This is a genomic window from Clostridium neuense (genome assembly GCF_045310695.1).
Lineage (GTDB): Bacteria > Bacillota > Clostridia > Clostridiales > Clostridiaceae > Clostridium_S > Clostridium_S neuense.
Genome location: NZ_JBJIAA010000002.1, coordinates 99,825 through 116,926 on the forward strand (window position 1 = coordinate 99,825; position 17,102 = coordinate 116,926).

Genomic DNA, 17,102 nt, shown 5'->3' on the forward strand with positions numbered 1-17,102 from the left:
TGTAGTACGTTCTTTAATATATAAATTTAAATTTTACTTATTAAAAGTTAATTACTGTTCTAAATTGTTTAGAATGTTCTATAGCAAATTGCATAAATGCCATTCCCATTGCAAAAAAACTTAATAGCATTAACAAAATTATAGCTCCTACATCATATTTGAATATGTTTTCTAGTCATCATTATCGCTCTCCCTTTTCTTACCTATGATAAGTTTTATTCCTACAATAATTATTACAACACTTATCAATATTTGTGGAATAGTCCTTGATGTGTTAGAAATAAAATCAAATATTTCTTGTGGTATTATTTCCTGCAAAATATTCATAAAGGTATTCCATAACGCATAAATACCCAAAACTAGAATCACTATTCCTAATATCAATTTTCTTTTATTAAGTATATTATTATCAAACTTAAATATGTCATTACTATTTAATAGATATCGATCCTCAATATTAAAGAGTTCATCATCACTTAAATGGCATTTGTTTAGACAGTCAAAGAATGCATAGCACCAAATTAAAAGCGAAATATAAAGAATGGGCCCTATGTGTAAAACATTTGCAATAAATACCACAAATAAAAATTCAGCCATAAGTGACAATCCCATTTTCATAAATCCTAGATACATATGGCCCGCTCCTGGAAAAAAGGAAAAAACAAAGGCTAAAAATCTACTTTTTCTATTTTGCATGTTTAAAAACCTCCATATTAATTACTTTCTGAGAAAAATCAATAAGTTTACTGTTAATTGAACTCACTACATTTAAGCTTGAAGTATTCATATATCTTTTTATTTGCTTATTACTAGTAAAGCTAACTACATTTGAAAAAGTAATTATAATTGCAACACAAGCTGCAATTACAACTTTAAATGAATAAAACATAAAATCCCTTCTAACTCGTTTACTTTTTTCTATTTTACTTTGAATTTCCTCTTCAAAACCTAGAGGAGCATCTACAAGTTCATTATCATCAAAGCTATTTGCAAAACAATCTGCACATTTTTCACAACTGGAAATATGTTCAGACGCCAAAATCATATCATCATCGCTTAAATTTCCCATCTTTAATTCTTCTATAGCCGTTTTACTTAAATGACCTTTTTCATCAAATAATGTACTTTTCATATAACTTCCTCCTTCCATAAAGCTTTGAGCATTTTTTTTGCCCTATAAAGCTGCGTTTGAAGAGTTTTTAAGCTTTTACCTGTATTTTTAGACATATCGGACAACTTAATATTGCCACAAAAATAATTAAGTGCCACTGTTTTGTAAGGTTCTTTTAGCTTATTACACAAGTTACTTATCTTGTCTGTATCATACTTCTTTATAACAATATCCTCTGGCAAATCATCATAAGCTTCTAGACACTCGCAATCACTATCAGATAAACTATGTATTGCTCTTGCAGGACTCTTAAGAAAATCCTTACATTTATTTGCAGCAATCTTAGTAATCCATGCTTTAAAATTTTCACCATCAAACTTTTCATAATTTTTATAAGCTGCCAAAAAGGTTTGCTGAGCTAAATCTTCAGCATCAAAGTAATTTTTAGTGAAGGATAAACAAATAGTAATAATTAACCGTTCATATTTTTTTATATAGTTTGCAAACTGCTCTTTTTCAATGATTATCACCGCCTTTTTTATCCTTACACTTACTATAACGATGCACAAATAAAAAACACTTCAATTTTATAAAAAAATTATATACTTCAATTTAAATTTTTTACAACCTTTTGACATGAATCTATGTTTACGCTGTGTTATACTATATGTTGTAAAGTTTAACTTTTATTTTATTAAGGAGAGATTTTTATGTTGATTTATAAAAATTCAGCAACTTATTCAAAAACTAATATTGTACATAAAATAATAAGAACAAGCCTATTAATTATTATAACTTTTTTTTTAATAACATATAACCAAAAAATATATGCAGCTACAACTAGTGAAACCTCTCAAAGTGATAATGGACAAACTGTAAAAATCACATCTGTAACCACAAACAATAATGTACTAACTAAAGGCAGTACTTTAAATATAAGTGCTATTTCAAATACAGATTCCGATGTCCAATATAATTTCTTTATTTATTCAGATTCCCAAAAGAAATGGACCGAGCTATTTAATGGCTATTCTTCTCCGACACCAGGAAATAAGACCTATACTGCAAGCGTTAATAGCTTATCCACAGGAAAATACAAAATTGCTGTTCTTGCAAAAAAATCTGGGACAACTGGAGTTAATAACAACTCTGATCTTGGAAACTATGATGATTGTTACTATTTTGATGAAAACGTAATACCTAATGTCACTATAAATAATTCTTCTACGCTTTCTACAAATGATGATGTTAACATAAATGTTGATGCTAGTATAAATGGAAAAATTGAGTATAAGGTACTTACTAAAAAGGAAGGCTCAAGTGACTGGGTTTATAAAACCAACGGGTATTCTACACCTGTTGACGGTTCTTCTCCGTTTAATATTAACCTTGGTAAATTAAGTGACCCTGGAAACTATTCAATAGGATTGTATCTAAAAAACCTATCCGATAGTAATACTGATGACTACAGCGATTATTACTGTTTAAGTCAGTATATTAATCCACCTTCAAGCTCAGTAAAAATTAAAGATTTGCAAGTTGACGATTTAACTTTAGATCAAGGTACTTCAATAAAAGTACTAGCTAATACAGACGAAAAGGTACAATATAGAGTTTTTGTAAACAACACAGAAAATAATACATATGAAGATGTATCTAATGGGTACTCCTCACCTGTTGATGGAAATAAATATTATACTATTAACATAAATAAAAAGTTCTCCTATGGTAAATTTAAAATTTCTGTATGTGTAAAAAAAGCTGGAACTCAAGGAGTTATAAGCAGTGATAATTTGGGATATTATGACGATTACTCCGAACTCGAAAGACAAGTACTACCCACAATAAATGTTCAAAATACCTCATTAAATCTAAAAGAGGGCGATCCTTTAATACTTAATGTAAGTTCCCCTCAACTGCCGAAAGCTCAGTATAGAGTATTTATCTCCTCTGATTCAGGTGTTAATTGGACTGATGCTACAAATGGATACATTGCAGCAGTAGCTGGTAATATTGTTTATAAGCTTTCTATTAATCCACCTTTTAAAGCTGGAGAATATAAAATATTAGTTTTAGTAAAAGCTGATGGCACTGATGGAATGATTACAGATACAGGCAACTTAGGTAAATATGATAATTATTATTATCTTACTGTGGATGTTCAAGGAAGTGCTCCTTCCTCTAATATTCAATATGTACAAACAAATTACAACTATACTTTGCAGCAAGTTTTAGATATGGAAGCAAAGGATAGCCCAATGACTCAAACCTCATCCGGAACTTGGGAATCAGCCAGCAGCGATGATATTCTTAAATATCTAGATCCATCTAACTACATATACGATGATTACGGCAAGTATCAATTTTTAAGACTTAATTATTGTGATGGAATAACAGCAGACGTACTAAACAGTGCATTAAAGGGTAAAGGTCTTCTCGAAAATAAAGGAGATGTTTTTCTACAAGCTGCTAAAGACAACAACATAAGTCCAATATATCTAGTTTGTCATGCTTTAGAAGAGACTGGCAATGGAACTTCTCAGCTTGCAACAGGTATAACTTTAAATGGGAAAACAGTATACAACTTATTTGGAATAGGTGCTGTTGACGCAGATCCTATTAATGCCGGAGCACAGCGTGCTTATAGCGAAGGTTGGTTTTCGATTGATGATGCAATTAAAGGTGGCGCTAAATTTGTAGCAACTTTCTACATTAATAACTCTAACTACGATCAAAACACGCTGTATAAAATGAGATGGAATCCAAATACTTTATGGCATCAATACGCAACAGACGTACGATGGGCTTTTAACGAAATCTATAACTTAAAATCACTATATGACCTTTGTCCAAACGCAAAATTGACTTTTGATATTCCAGTATACAAATAAAACTAAAAATAAAAGTGGCAAGCCTATAATAATTTTTGTAACTTGTCACTTTTTATTTTCTTCTTCCGGTTCCACATGAACTATTGCATGCCTTATGTTAAAATCTCTTTTAAGTATTCTTTCTACCTCCTCTGTTGTCTTATGACTTTCACTAACTGTTAGTTTTGGGTCAACAGCTATTACAATATCCGTTAAAATATTATTTCCATGAACTCTAGCTTTTATATCTCTAATGTTTTTAACCTCTTTAATAGAATTTATACTTTTAATCATCTCATCAAGTTTATTTTTTTCAAAACCATCTGTTAGGCTGTGTACAGATTCCTTAAAAATTTCATACCCAGTTTTACATATTAAAATTCCTACAATTATTGATGCAGCTGGATCTATCCATGGAAAACCAAATTGCGATGCTATTATGCCAACTGCAGCTCCAATGCTTACAAGTGCATCCGAAAGATTATCCTTTGCTGCCGCCATTAAAGCCTGACTATTTATTTTAACTGCAGTTTTTCTATTGTATACATAAACTAAATATATAGCTGCAGCACAAACAATGGCGATAATTGCTGAAAGTATATCAGGTGCCTTAGCTCTAAAAAAAACGGCTGAATAAATTCCAGTATAAATTACCTCAATGCCAACCGCTATCATTATAATTGCTGCCACAAGTGCCGCTATAGTTTCTGCTCTTAAGTGACCGTAAGCATGATCTTCATCTGCAGGTTTCCTAGCTATCTTAAGTCCTATTATTATAGCTAGAGAAGATATTATATCTGTTGAGTTATTTAGTCCATCAGCAGTAAGTGCTTTTGAGCTAGTCAAATAACCTATAAATAATTTTAAAGCTGACAAAATTACATACACTATTAGACTAATACTTGCACCTCTTTGTGCAATTTTGAGATTCTTATAATTTTCTTCCATAACCATGCTCCCTAAAAGTTTATAAATTTATTATTCCTATAAATCTATAAAATAAACAAAATGTATGATTGTACATAAAAAAATTTTATGCTATTATTATAATAATTAATAATTTCTCAATCAATTCACAATTACACAACCAATTCATTTAAAATTCGACAAATTATTTTACAATATATTATATAACTAGGGGGCAAAAATATGAGTAAAAATATTTTTTTTAAAGGTGCTAAACTTATATCTGGAACTGGAAATGCTGTAATAGAAAATTCAGGTTTACTTTTAGAAGATAATAAGATAAAAGAGATAGGTTCTGCTGATAAATTCCAATTAAAAAGTGATACAACAATTGTTGATTTATCTGGAAAAACTATAATGCCAGGAATGATTAACTGTCATGTACATATAACTATGGAACCAGTTGGTGATCCATTTGCTCAGAAACAGTCTGATGCTACAATAGCCTTTCATGCTGCTGCAAATGCTAAAAAATATTTAAAAGCCGGAGTTACATTTGTAAAAGATATGGGAGCTCCAAATTTTATAAACATAGACATTAGAGATGCTGTTAACAGCGGCCTTATAGAGGGTACAAGAATACTTGCAAGTGGTAAGCCATTAACTATGACAGGTGGACATGGATGGCAAATGGGAAGAGAATGTGATGGCGTAGACGAAGTAAGAAAAGCTGCAAGAGAACAACTTAGAGCCGGTGCTGATTTTCTAAAAATAATGGCAACAGGTGGTGTTATGACTCCTGGGGTAGAACCAGGCTCTCCACAGCTTAACCAAGATGAAATCGAAGCTGCTGTTATAGAGGCTCATAAAGTTGGTAAAAAAACTTCAACCCATGCTCAAGGTGCTACAGGAATAAAAAATGCTGTGCTAGCTGGAATTGATTCTGTAGAGCATGGAATTTATTTAACTGATGAAATTATTGAACTTATGCTTCAAAGAGGTACATACCTTGTTCCTACTTTAAATGCACCTTATTTTATTGTTGAAAATGGAATAGAAGCTGGCATACCAGCTTACATGGTAGAAAAATCAAAACGAGTTATTGAAGATCATATAAAAAGCTTTCAAAAAGCAAAAGCTGCTGGTGTTAAAATCGCCATGGGAACAGATGGAAGCACTCCATTCAATGGACCAGAAAAAACTGCTTTTGAATTAAATTTAATGGTTAAAGCTGGATTAACTCCTATGGAAGCAATAGTTGCCTCAACAAAAACCGCTGCAGAGCTTCTAGGTGTTGACAAGGATTTTGGTACCCTTGAAGCTGGAAAAATAGCTGATTTTATCGTATTAAATGAAGATCCTCTTCTCAACATTGATACTTTAATGAATGTAGTCGAGGTTTATAAAGACGGTAAAAAAATAATATTCTAATTCTAAAAAAATGAGTTACAATTGCTTAACTGTAACTCATTTTTTATCTTCATTATTAGAAATAGAAGCTGCCTGTGATTTCTTGTAATCCAAGTTCCACTGATTATATTCACTATCCTTACGATGATCCGTAAGTTTAAAGTTTTGCTTTAGAAATTCTCCAAAATCTTCAGTAACCTTATAAGCACCCCATACATTCAGATGACTAGAATTATTCATATCCTTTTTAAAATCAAACTTTATTGCCTTTAACTTATCCTTATCATTGTAATCTATAACAGGAATTTTATTTTTTTTAGCAATTTCCTTTACTTTATTAAACATCTTCTGGGGATTTTTTACCCAATTTTTCATTTCCTTTACACTTGTATAATCATAAGGAGTATCAATAAAAACCAATTTAAAGCCCTGCGTTTTAGATAAATCAATGATTTTATTTAAATATTCTCCTGTTTTTTTTGGTATTTCCGATGTTTCAGAGGTTTTCGTAACCTTTGAATTATCCTTACCATATTGGGTTGTTCCTGCTTCAAACCCCTTTTCATAATAATATTTTGAGGGATCATAATTTATATCCTCTGAATTTAATTCCTTCCATCTTTCGTGGTATTCAAGAATAGGAAATATGTAGCTTATTCTAGTTTTAAGCGGTATGCAATTTTGGATAGCCTGGAGTTTATTAAAGGAAATTTTCATATTATCAAGTACATTTCTTATATATCCTTCATCACCATACTCATCCGTCAACCCCAAATAATAAAGATCAACTACAACTATAGGATTTTTATGAGTCTTTAAAACCTCTTTTAGTAAATAATATGTAACATCTATAGGCTGACCACCTGTTGCATAATTATAACTTGTTATTCCATATTTGTTCCACAAAACATTTGGATCAATACCACCATTCATATGACTTGATCCCATTAACACCACATCATAATTATCCTTAGTGTATTTATACAAGCCATCAATTAGTTTACCCCGCTGACTTGTCTTTACAACAAATATAGAATTTATAAGTATCATTATGAAAATTAATATGATAACAAAAGTTAACCCTTTCATTATTACCTTTTTAGCCACAGATATTCCTCCTAAAATTGAAAATAAATAAACTGCTGAGGATTATATTCAGGCCCATAGACACCAAATATAATTATAATTAATGCAGCTGCTAAATATACCGACCATCTAGCTGCCATATTTTTACTTTGTAACCACCAATATAAGTTATTTTTTCTCTGCAATAAATTAACCACCAGAATTATTACTATGCCTAATATAGAAATACCAAATTCCTTATCTGTAAGACCCAAATTATAAATAGATCCATCTCTAAGTACCCAAGGATTAAAATAGAACATATTATTTATTAATTTAAAAGCAGCTGAGAGAGAATTTGCCTTAAAAAATATCCATGCAAAGTCTACAAGTATAAAGGTTCTTATAACTTGATAAAATTTATATCCAAAAGCCTCTGTATTAATTTTAAATTTCTTAATGACTTTTTTACCAAGTGGTTCCATAACCTTTTCTATAACCTGATAAGCCCCATGCAAAGTGCCCCAAACTATAAAATTCAAAGCAGCTCCATGCCATAATCCACTGACAATAAATACAATCATAATATTTCTATAGTTTTTTATTTTACTGCACCTATTTCCCCCAAGTGGTATATAAAGATAATCTTTAAACCATGAACAAAGTGTAATATGCCATCTTCTCCAAAATCCCCTTATAGACCTTGAAAAATATGGTCTTTGAAAATTTTTCGTAAGTTCAATTCCTAGGACTCTTGCTACTCCCACTGCCATATCTGAATATCCTGAAAAATCGCAATAAATTTGAAAAGTAAAAAATATAGATGCAATAACTACATAAAATCCTCTATAGCTATCTGGATTTGAAAACACCGTATCTACTAGCTTACTTAACCTATCTGCTACTACTAATTTTTCAAAAAGCCCCCATAGAATCAATAGCAATCCACTTTTTATTTTTTCATAATTAAAAGAATGCTTTATTTGAAACTGATCAAGCATATGCTTGGCCCTTTCTATAGGTCCTGCAAGCAATTGAGGAAAAAAAGCTATAAATAAAGCATACTTTGGTAAATTTTTTTCCGCTTTTATGTTGCCTCTATACACATCTATAATGTATCCTACTGCCTCAAAGGTATAAAATGATATACCAACAGGTAGAGCAAGCCCTAATTTAGGGATATTCATTTTAATATTAACTATAGCTAGAATTCCTTGTATGACATCCGTAAAAAAATCAAAATATTTAAACAAAAATAATAACCCTATATTACATAAAATACTTCCTATTAAAATACTTTTCTTTATTTTTTCACTATGTTTTTTATTTGTCATTTCAATTAGTAATCCACTTAGATAGCTAATTACTGTAATCATTAAAAGTATTATAATGTACCTAGGATGAGAAGTTTGAATATAAAAGTAATAACTTGATATAAGAATCCATATCCACCTTAGCTTATATGGTATTATGTAATAAATAGCAGTAACTATTACAAAAAATATTAAAAATTCCAATGAATTAAATAGCAAAGTAAACACCTAATTTCTATTACATTAATTTAAACCGCAAACAGTATATAAATATTATTTTATTGTATATTTATGAATTAAAGATTACATAATTAATAACAAATTGATAACAAATCAATAACAAAATGATAACACATTTTTTAGCATAACACTTTAAAAAATGAAAATCAACTTATTATATTAATTAAAGCTACAGTTATAGAAGGATAATGGGCTCACGCCCAAACCCCGCGGCCTTACTTTTCTATTTACTCTTCATTTCAACTCATTGCTAAAAAAGTAATTGCTTATGGTTATAGAAGGATAATTGGCTCACGCCCAAACCCCGCGGCCTTACTTTTTTATTTACTCTTCATTTCAACTCATTGCTAAAAAAGTAATTGCTTATGGTTATAGAAGGATAATGGGCTCACGCCCAAACCCCGCGTATGTTTGCATTTATTTTAGATTTATAATATAATGTTTGAGATGATTAATTAAATAAAGACAGTTCATTCGTACCATCCTGTCTATAAACAAAACTAGGGCCTAAAGACAAAATAAATTATTCTGTCTATTAGAGCGCTTATGCGCTTTTTTTATTTGCCTTTTTTGTGTATAGGATGATGCTGAAGGTGCTTAGGAGGCAAAAATGTCAACCAAAAATTTTTCTTCAACTAAAAAGATAGTATTTTCTGGACTTGTAATAGCTATTTATACAGTTATTATGTATTTCACTCAAGGCTTTTCTTTTGGTCAATATCAAATAAGATTAGCTACATCTATGTACTCACTTAGTGCTATGGCACCATTTTTAATAATTCCACTAGGAATCGCAAACCTAATATCTAATACCATTATGGGCGGTATGGGAATTTACGATATAGTTGGTGGCTGTCTTGTTGGTATAATAACCAGCAGCATTGTATATGCTATTAAAAAATTAAAAATGAATGATTGGTTTATAGTAATTCCTATAATTTTAGGACCTGGTCTTTTAGTTCCAATTTGGCTTTCCTTTACACTTAACATTCCTTATACAGTGCTTGCAGTAAGCTTATGTATTGGTCAAATTATACCAGCAATTTTAGGAGTTATTTTATTAAAGCAGCTCAAAACAAAACTTAAATAGATAGGAGATTTTTATATGGAAGGTAGAAATGAAAAAGAAAAAGAGGGAATAACCCTTCTTGGAAACCAAGGTACAAAATACAATTACAATTATGCACCAGAAATATTGGAGACTTTTGTGAACAAACATCCTGACAATGACTATTTTGTAAAATTCAATTGTCCTGAATTTACAACTTTGTGTCCAATAACAGGTCAGCCTGATTTTGGTGATATTTATATATCCTATGTTCCTGATAAAATAATGGTTGAAAGTAAATCATTAAAGCTTTATCTATTCAGCTTTAGAAACCACGGAGATTTTCACGAAGACTGTGTAAACATAATAATGAAGGATTTAATTAAACTTATGAACCCTAGATATATAGAAGTTCAAGGAAAATTTAAACCTAGAGGTGGAATTTCCATTGACCCTTATGCTAATTATGGTATGGAAGGCACTAAGTGGGAAAAGATGGCGGAAAAGAGACTGTTTTATCATGATATGTACCCTGAAAAGATTGACAATCGCTAATAACAATGCTTCGTCGCGTTAAAAAAACTCTATAAATCTAAGGCTCAAAAGATTTATTAGGATTTTTTTAAACTGTTCCTTCAGCATTGTCACTTCGCTCCCACGGTGGTACAAGGAAAAAATTCCTCCGTACCTACGGAATTTTAGGTGTGAACCTTTGCACTCCATTAAATTATTATAAATCATATCCTAAAAATAAAGTCAGTATTAAGTTGTAAGATTTTTGCCGCTTTCATCTTTAATTAAGTAATAATATTAAATTATATATAACTATTTATATCTGTAGCTTTAAAACTGGATACTAATTTGTTGTGCTTTCTCTAAAATATCAGTTCTATTAATTTGAATAGTATTATCCTTAGTTACCTTTTTTATATCTTCAATATCTTCTTCATTCCTAAGTGGAAAGGCTTTTTTGTAAATCAGCAGATTCCTATTGCCCTCTGTTTGCGTAGTCTCCAAATACTGTTTTGGAGGTACATAGCAATAAAGTTTTTTATTTTGTTCTAATGCAAAATTTGCTGTGTGCATAGTGCCACCATTCTCTTTAGTTTCCACTACTATTACTACCTTGCTTAAAGCGCTTTGAAGTCTATCTCTTTCTATAAAGCTCCCTTTAAAAGGTTCTGTGCCTAAAGTATATTCACTTATAAGGCATCCATCATTATTTAATATCTCTTGTGCAAGCTTCTTGTTTTGCTTCGGATAAATATTATCTAAGCTGCAAGGTAATGCTGCTGCATTTCTACCTTTAGCCTTTAAACCTCCTATATGGGCATATTCGTCACACCCTAATGCCAGACCTGTAACTATTACAAAGCCTTCTTTTCCAAATATATATCCAAGCTTTTCTGCTACTTTTCTTCCATGCCCTGTAGGCATCCTGTTGCCTATAATAGCTACTGCTTTATCTTCCTTTATGCATTCAAAATTACCCTTGTAAAATAAAATCACCGGTGGATTTTTAATTACTTTTAACTTTTCTGGAAAGCCTTTATTTAAAGTTGTTATTATTTTTATATCTCTTTCTTTGCACTGCTTTTTAATTGTATATGCTGATTCCATAGCCTTATAAACTTCATAAGATTCAGGTATTTTTAATTTTTTCATGTGCCATTTAGACTTTTCAAATACTTCTCTTATTTCTTCTATATTAGTTGGTATGTAATTTGTATATGATAAAATTTTACTAACAGTTCTTTTGCCCACACTGGGAAGCTGCAATAATGTTAAAATATATTCTTCATACATAATATATCTTCCTTTTGGTATTAATATAGATAAAATGCTTCAACTATTGAAATTCATGTGCACCAAAATGCCCAGAAGCCGGCATTTTGGTACAAATAAATTTCAAGTTTCAAGGTATTTTATCTTTAGTACTCAAATATCTTTTCCAATTTCAATGCATAATACTCCTCATATGTTATTTTTTACTGCTCTATCTTTTTTGGTAGTATTAATAAACTTAGTTATCGTACTAATTAAAAATATAAAAAAATAGCCCACCGCTTGCATTGGTCAGGGCTATTTTTTATTGAATTAGCTTTACCAGTTGACTATAGCAACTGAATTGTATATTGCAGGGTACTATAAGCATCCTGTTTTTATTTTAAAAAATTAAAATTGTCTTATTCATTGCTTATAATAATATTATTATTGTTGTTGTATTTTTACAATACATTTATACTATTGTTATAAAAATTGTTTCCAATTTAGTTTGTCTCTATCCTAACCTTACTTCCTCCCATTCCTGCTTCAGCCGGGCTTACAATAAGCTTTACTGGCATTCTCTCTTTTATTGTTTCAAGATGACTTATCAAACCTATAGACAGCTTGTCATTGTGAATTTTCTCCAAAGAATCCATTACAACCTCAAGTAAGTTATCATCAAGAGTTCCAAACCCTTCATCAAGGAAAAATAGTTCTAGTGGTGCAGTTCCTTTAAGCTGTATTTGAGCAGACAGTGCTAAAGCTAAGGCTAGTGAAGTTACAAAGGTCTCGCCGCCAGATAACGTAGATGCATCTCTTTCCGCTCCACCGTTTTTATAATCTCTTATTAAGAACTTTCCGTTGTCATCAACTTCTAAGCCGTAGTTTCCAGAGGTAATTTCCTCAAGCCTCTTGCCTGCTTCTATTGATATATATTTAAGCTGATTTGCAGCCACAAACTCAACAAACTTCTTTCCTTTAAATAGCTTTTCAAGATCATCTAAAAGGCTTAATTTGTGGTCAAGCTCCTGCCTTTTTTTGACAAGCTCCTTTAATTCTGTCAGCTTTTCATTTATCCTTTTAACTTCCTCTTCAAGTTTAACCGCAGCAGCTTCAAACTCTTTTAACTTATTTTCTTTTTCAAGCCTTGCACCTTGTATTTCAAGCCAAGCTTCCTCTGTTAAATTTCTTCCGTTTATCTTACTTTTTAGATTTTCCAAAGCACCTGATAACTTTAAAATAGAATTCTTATATTCATCAATTTCCAATTTAAGCTTTTCAATATCAGTTTTTACAATAAGGCTATTCTTAACCTCAAGTACATCTTTGAATTCTTCCTCTGCAAGCACTTTATCAAGATTTTCTTTGTCATTTAAACTTCTACCTGTTAAATTTGTAATGTTGCTTTGGACAGATACTATATCATTATTACATTCATTATACTGCTGCTCTATTTCATTTTTTTGCTTTTCTACAGCCTTATAATTTTCAGTTATTGACTTTATTTGTTCAGCTACTTGTACCTGAAGTCCTTCTAGGTTTGTTTCATTTCCAACCTTGCTTATTATACTTGTCTGTTTTTCTTCTATATTTTTATTTCTTTCCAAAACAGCGGTTTTATTTTCACTTAATTTTTCTTTTAGCTTTCCTAGATTCTCATTTAAGAGTTCCTTTTTTTCCTGCATCAAATTAAGATTATTTCTAAGCTTCTTTAAGACATCTTCAACCTTTGCTCTTTCATTTTCTTTCTCAAGAATTTCTTTATTTTTCTCATTAAAATCCTCAATATTAAGCTCATCCTTTAAAAGCTGAAGTTTTGTTTGAATTTCCTCTACCTCTTTACTTACTGTTTCAAGTTCACACTTTAATTTTTCTAATTGAACATCACTTTGACTTTTAATGGTCACTTCTTTGCTGTACTCAATTTCAAAGGAATTCTTTTCCTCATTTAATGAATTTAATTTGCCTTCAAGTTCTGTTTTTTCTGTATTGAATTTTTCTAAGTTGGCTTTTAATTTTTCAAATTCACTTTCAAGCTCAGATATTGAATAAGCTTTAAATTCCTCTCCTAGTAAATTAATTTTGTTTTTATATTCTTCTAAATTATTTTCTTCAAGTTTAGTATTAGCCTGAAGATTTATAATCTCCGAATTTAAGTTTTCATATTTTAACTTACTCTTTTCTAAATTACTCTTAAATTCTTCAAGCTTATCTAAATCAACAATCTCTATATTTTCCGTAATATGATGGACAGCTCCGCATACAGGACAAGGCTCACCCTCAATTAAATTTTTTCTTAAAGTTTGTGCTAAATTTTCAGTTTCAATTTTACGTACATATTCTTCAATTTCTTTTATATTATTTTTTATAATTTCTTTTTCCACATCGAATTTGACGCACTTTTCTTTAGACAAATTTATATTTTCATTACATCTAGTTAGAGCTTTAGTATACTCCTCATACTTGCCCCACTTATCTTTTGCATCTGCTAGCTTCTTTTGAAGGTTTAAAAGTGTATCTTGATTTCCCGGGCAATTTTCATTTATCTTTTCTAACTTAGCTTTTATAACATTTAAAGCTTCATCCTTTTCTTTAATGCCTTTAGATAAAATTTCAGATTTTTTATTTGAAGCTTCTATAGTAAGCTTAACAGTTTCAATGTCCTTAACCAAACTACTTTTTCTCTTAAAACTATTTTTATAATCATTTAAAATAACTATGCCTTCATTAACCTTTTTCTTGTAGTCCTCTGAAATCTTTAATTCCTCTAGCTTTTTTTCTCCTCTGCCAATAGTACTAGCTGTTTTATCCATAGCAGCTTTATTGTCATCAATATCCTTTTCTGTCTTTTGTGCTGCTACTTCAAGACTCTTAGCTTCATTTTCCAAGACGATTTTTTCATTTAATAATCTATCCAATATGTTTTTTTCGGCTATGGCATCAATAACCTTCTGCTTTTTTACGCTTAATTCTGGTAATTCCCTATCCTTTTTTTCACTTATGTAATTAAAGCTTTCACTTATTTTTTGCTTATTTTCTTTTATAGCTATTATTCTATTTTTTAAACTTTCAAGTTTAATGTTTGAATTTTTTATATCCTGAATAGTCTTCTCATAACTATCAATGTAAGGTTTTACCTTAAGTGCACTCTCGCCTTTAATAACCTTAATTTGTTTTTCCTCAATTTCTGGTTCTTTCTTTTTAAGCTCTTCCTGTTTTAAAGCACTAACCTTAAATTCATCTTGAAGCTGCCACAATTCCTTAGCTTCATTAAACTTTTCTTCCGCAGCCTTAAGTTCCTTTTTATAAACTTCACAGTTTTCTTTACTTTCTAAAAGATTTTTATTAACTTCCTCAAGCTTTTCTTCGCTTATATCCTCATAACCTTTAAGCTGTCCCTCAAGTATATTTGATTTTTGTCTTTCCTCTTTTATTTTTGATAAAAGCTTATATGATAGTTCATCACCATACTTTTGAAGATTGAATAACCTTTCAAGCATGTTTCTTCTGTCTTTTCCCTCTAGTTTTAAAAACTCGCTGAATTTTCCCTGCGGCAGCACTACAGTTCTTGTAAAATCCTCCAGCTTAAGCCCTATTATCTCCTCACATTTTTCAGTTACAAGCTTTGCGCCCTCTTCAAGTATGTTTTCAGCTCCATCCGTTATATCCACTATTTTTGCAGACTTGCTTCTTACACTTCCCGTTCTGTTATCTCTTCTAAATTCTCTGTCTACTAAATACCTTTTCACTTCACTGCCTGATATTTGAAACTCATAGCTTACATTTAAACTGCTGCAATTAGTGTTCATATAATTTGAACTTTTTCTTGCCACTTCCCCATAAAGTGCAAGGGTGATTCCATCTAAAATTGAGGATTTTCCACTTCCAGTAGGTCCAAATATACCAAAAAGTCCTCTCTTAGTAAGCTTTTCAAAATCAATTTCTTGAGTTTCTATAAAACTATTTAATCCTTTTATTTTAAGTCTAATTGGCTTCATTTTCCCCCTCCTTATCAGATACAATGGATAAAAGCAAATCCACCACCTCTTCCTGTGGCTCAACTTTTCTTTCTTTTAAATAAAATTCTTTAAATATGTCTTTAAAGGACTTTTCCGAAAAACTGTTTACATCAAACTTTTCATCATCTTTTCCTACAATTTTAGGCATGATTTCAAGTATATCCTTTTTAGCGCTTTTCATTTTTTTTATTTCATCTTCTCCTATGTACCTATCCGTTGTTATCTCAAGATATACCCAGCAGTCCTTATCCTTATTTTCTTCGCACTTTTCAATGGCTGCCTCTATGCTTTCACACTTCCAAACTTCTATTGGTTTATAAACTTTAAATTCAACTTCTTCAATTTTGCACTCTTCATGAGCTTTTACATCCACAATAAAACATTTCTTTTTAAAATTAATTTCCTTCTTGTTGTATTGAAGCGGCGAACCAGAATACCTAGCCCTTTTACTTGTCCCTGGTACTAACTGAGGTTTATGTACATGTCCAAGTGCAATATACTGCGCCTTTTCTGGAAAGCAACCTCCATCTACAATAAAACTTCCACCAAGTTGAACATTTCTCTCTGAGCCTGCTTCTTCGCTGCCCATAGTAAAAAGATGTGACACTACAAGATTTATAGTATCATCTTTAAATCTCGAACCAAGCCTATCAAATAACGTCTTTATTCTATCTCCATAGGTTTTAGCTTTTTCTTCTTCCTCATCCATTTCACCGTACAAAACCTCATTTAATCTCTTTTCACTTGGATATGGCACTGTTAAAATTACAGCCTTTTCATCTTTTATTTGTATCTCAATAAATCCTTCTCCTGCTTCTAAAACCCTTGAGTTTCCATACTCACCAGTAGAAACTACAGATTTTGGAGTACCAACCATTATAATTCCATGATCTCTTGCAAGAGGCCCTGCTGCAACAAGTCTCTCTGGATTATCATGATTGCCAGCTATAACAAGGGTTGTCCTTTCACCACTTGCTGATATTTTTTTTAGTGTATCATAAAACATTTTCTCCGCTCTTGCAGGAGGGTTTGAATTATCATAAATATCTCCTGCAATAACCACCATATCTATATTATTTTCCTGTACAATTTCAACAAAATCCTTAAGAAAAGCTTCCTGCTCATCCATACGACTGCACCCTTCTAAATTTTTACCAAGGTGCCAGTCAGAAGTGTGGAGTATTCTCAATAAAATCAGCTCCCTTTATTTTTAATAATTCCTGAAAATTTTATGTTAGCTATTTTTTAATTTTTAAGTCATCTTTATAAATAAGCGTCAACAGAAAATTAACCTTCACTGTACTCTTCAAAAAAATTAAATGTTACTAAAAACATTTCAGCCTAATTTAAGGC

13 protein-coding genes are annotated in these 17,102 nt (G+C 30.9%); 4 read left to right on the top strand and 9 right to left on the bottom strand.

Features of this window, described 5'->3' with window-relative positions; genetic code table 11:
• Positions 1-171 precede the first annotated feature (171 nt).
• The 3 genes from ACJDT4_RS02845 to ACJDT4_RS02855 are packed head-to-tail and all read right to left on the bottom strand — an operon-like array spanning position 172 to position 1,641.
• Positions 172-696, bottom strand: coding sequence for a hypothetical protein (locus ACJDT4_RS02845; RefSeq protein ID WP_406786017.1), 525 nt, complete (start codon positions 694-696; stop codon positions 172-174).
• Positions 686-1,132: a hypothetical protein gene (locus ACJDT4_RS02850; protein WP_406786018.1), complete on the bottom strand. Its 447-nt coding sequence runs from the start codon at positions 1,130-1,132 to the stop codon at positions 686-688. The genes ACJDT4_RS02845 and ACJDT4_RS02850 overlap by 11 nt, the downstream gene beginning before the upstream one ends.
• Positions 1,129-1,641 carry an RNA polymerase sigma factor gene (locus ACJDT4_RS02855; RefSeq protein ID WP_406786222.1) on the bottom strand — a complete coding sequence of 171 codons (513 nt, stop codon included), beginning with the start codon at positions 1,639-1,641 and terminating at the stop codon, positions 1,129-1,131. Before ACJDT4_RS02855 ends, ACJDT4_RS02850 begins: the two co-directional genes overlap by 4 nt.
• 180 nt (positions 1,642-1,821) lie before the next feature.
• On the opposite strand from ACJDT4_RS02855, the gene ACJDT4_RS02860 reads away from it, so the two are divergent.
• Positions 1,822-4,002, top strand: a complete 2,181-nt coding sequence (locus ACJDT4_RS02860; protein WP_406786019.1) for a glucosaminidase domain-containing protein — start codon at positions 1,822-1,824, stop codon at positions 4,000-4,002.
• Between the two features lie 45 nt (positions 4,003-4,047).
• On the opposite strand, the gene ACJDT4_RS02865 is transcribed toward ACJDT4_RS02860, so the two are convergent.
• Entirely contained in the window at positions 4,048-4,929 is an 882-nt protein-coding gene (locus tag ACJDT4_RS02865; protein ID WP_406786020.1) for a cation diffusion facilitator family transporter, read from the bottom strand.
• 201 nt (positions 4,930-5,130) lie between these two features.
• On the opposite strand from ACJDT4_RS02865, the gene ACJDT4_RS02870 reads away from it, so the two are divergent.
• Positions 5,131-6,318 carry a metal-dependent hydrolase family protein gene (locus ACJDT4_RS02870; protein ID WP_406786021.1) on the top strand — a complete coding sequence of 396 codons (1,188 nt, stop codon included), beginning with the start codon at positions 5,131-5,133 and terminating at the stop codon, positions 6,316-6,318.
• Positions 6,319-6,354: 36 nt separating this feature from the next.
• Here the strand turns inward: ACJDT4_RS02870 and ACJDT4_RS02875 are convergent, their stop codons facing one another.
• A complete protein-coding gene (locus ACJDT4_RS02875; protein ID WP_406786022.1) occupies positions 6,355-7,404 on the bottom strand; it encodes a hypothetical protein in 1,050 nt (349 codons plus the stop codon).
• A gap of 11 nt (positions 7,405-7,415) precedes the next feature.
• Positions 7,416-8,696 carry an MBOAT family O-acyltransferase gene (locus tag ACJDT4_RS02880; protein ID WP_406786023.1) on the bottom strand — a complete coding sequence of 427 codons (1,281 nt, stop codon included), beginning with the start codon at positions 8,694-8,696 and terminating at the stop codon, positions 7,416-7,418.
• Positions 8,697-9,525: 829 nt separating this feature from the next.
• Between ACJDT4_RS02880 and ACJDT4_RS02885 the strand changes: the two genes are divergently transcribed.
• Both ACJDT4_RS02885 and queF read left to right on the top strand, forming a co-directional pair.
• Complete coding sequence (locus ACJDT4_RS02885) at positions 9,526-10,005, top strand: QueT transporter family protein (RefSeq protein ID WP_406786024.1); 480 nt, start codon at positions 9,526-9,528, stop codon at positions 10,003-10,005.
• Positions 10,006-10,020: 15 nt separating this feature from the next.
• The gene (gene queF, locus ACJDT4_RS02890; protein ID WP_406786025.1) at positions 10,021-10,518 is read left to right on the top strand and encodes a preQ(1) synthase; all 498 of its coding nucleotides are present in this window, start codon (positions 10,021-10,023) and stop codon (positions 10,516-10,518) included.
• 288 nt (positions 10,519-10,806) lie between these two features.
• Here queF and ACJDT4_RS02895 read toward each other — a convergent pair whose 3' ends face one another.
• From ACJDT4_RS02895 to ACJDT4_RS02905, 3 genes are all read right to left on the bottom strand, one after another.
• Positions 10,807-11,769 (bottom strand): DNA-processing protein DprA, encoded by a 963-nt coding sequence (locus tag ACJDT4_RS02895; RefSeq protein ID WP_406786026.1) that lies wholly within the window; start codon positions 11,767-11,769, stop codon positions 10,807-10,809.
• A 464-nt stretch (positions 11,770-12,233) separates the two neighbouring features.
• On the bottom strand, positions 12,234-15,728 hold the full coding sequence (locus tag ACJDT4_RS02900; RefSeq protein ID WP_406786027.1) for an AAA family ATPase: 3,495 nt from the start codon (positions 15,726-15,728) through the stop codon (positions 12,234-12,236).
• A complete protein-coding gene (locus ACJDT4_RS02905) occupies positions 15,715-16,938 on the bottom strand; it encodes an exonuclease SbcCD subunit D (RefSeq protein ID WP_406786028.1) in 1,224 nt (407 codons plus the stop codon). Before ACJDT4_RS02905 ends, ACJDT4_RS02900 begins: the two co-directional genes overlap by 14 nt.
• Between the last annotated feature and the right edge of the window lie 164 nt (positions 16,939-17,102).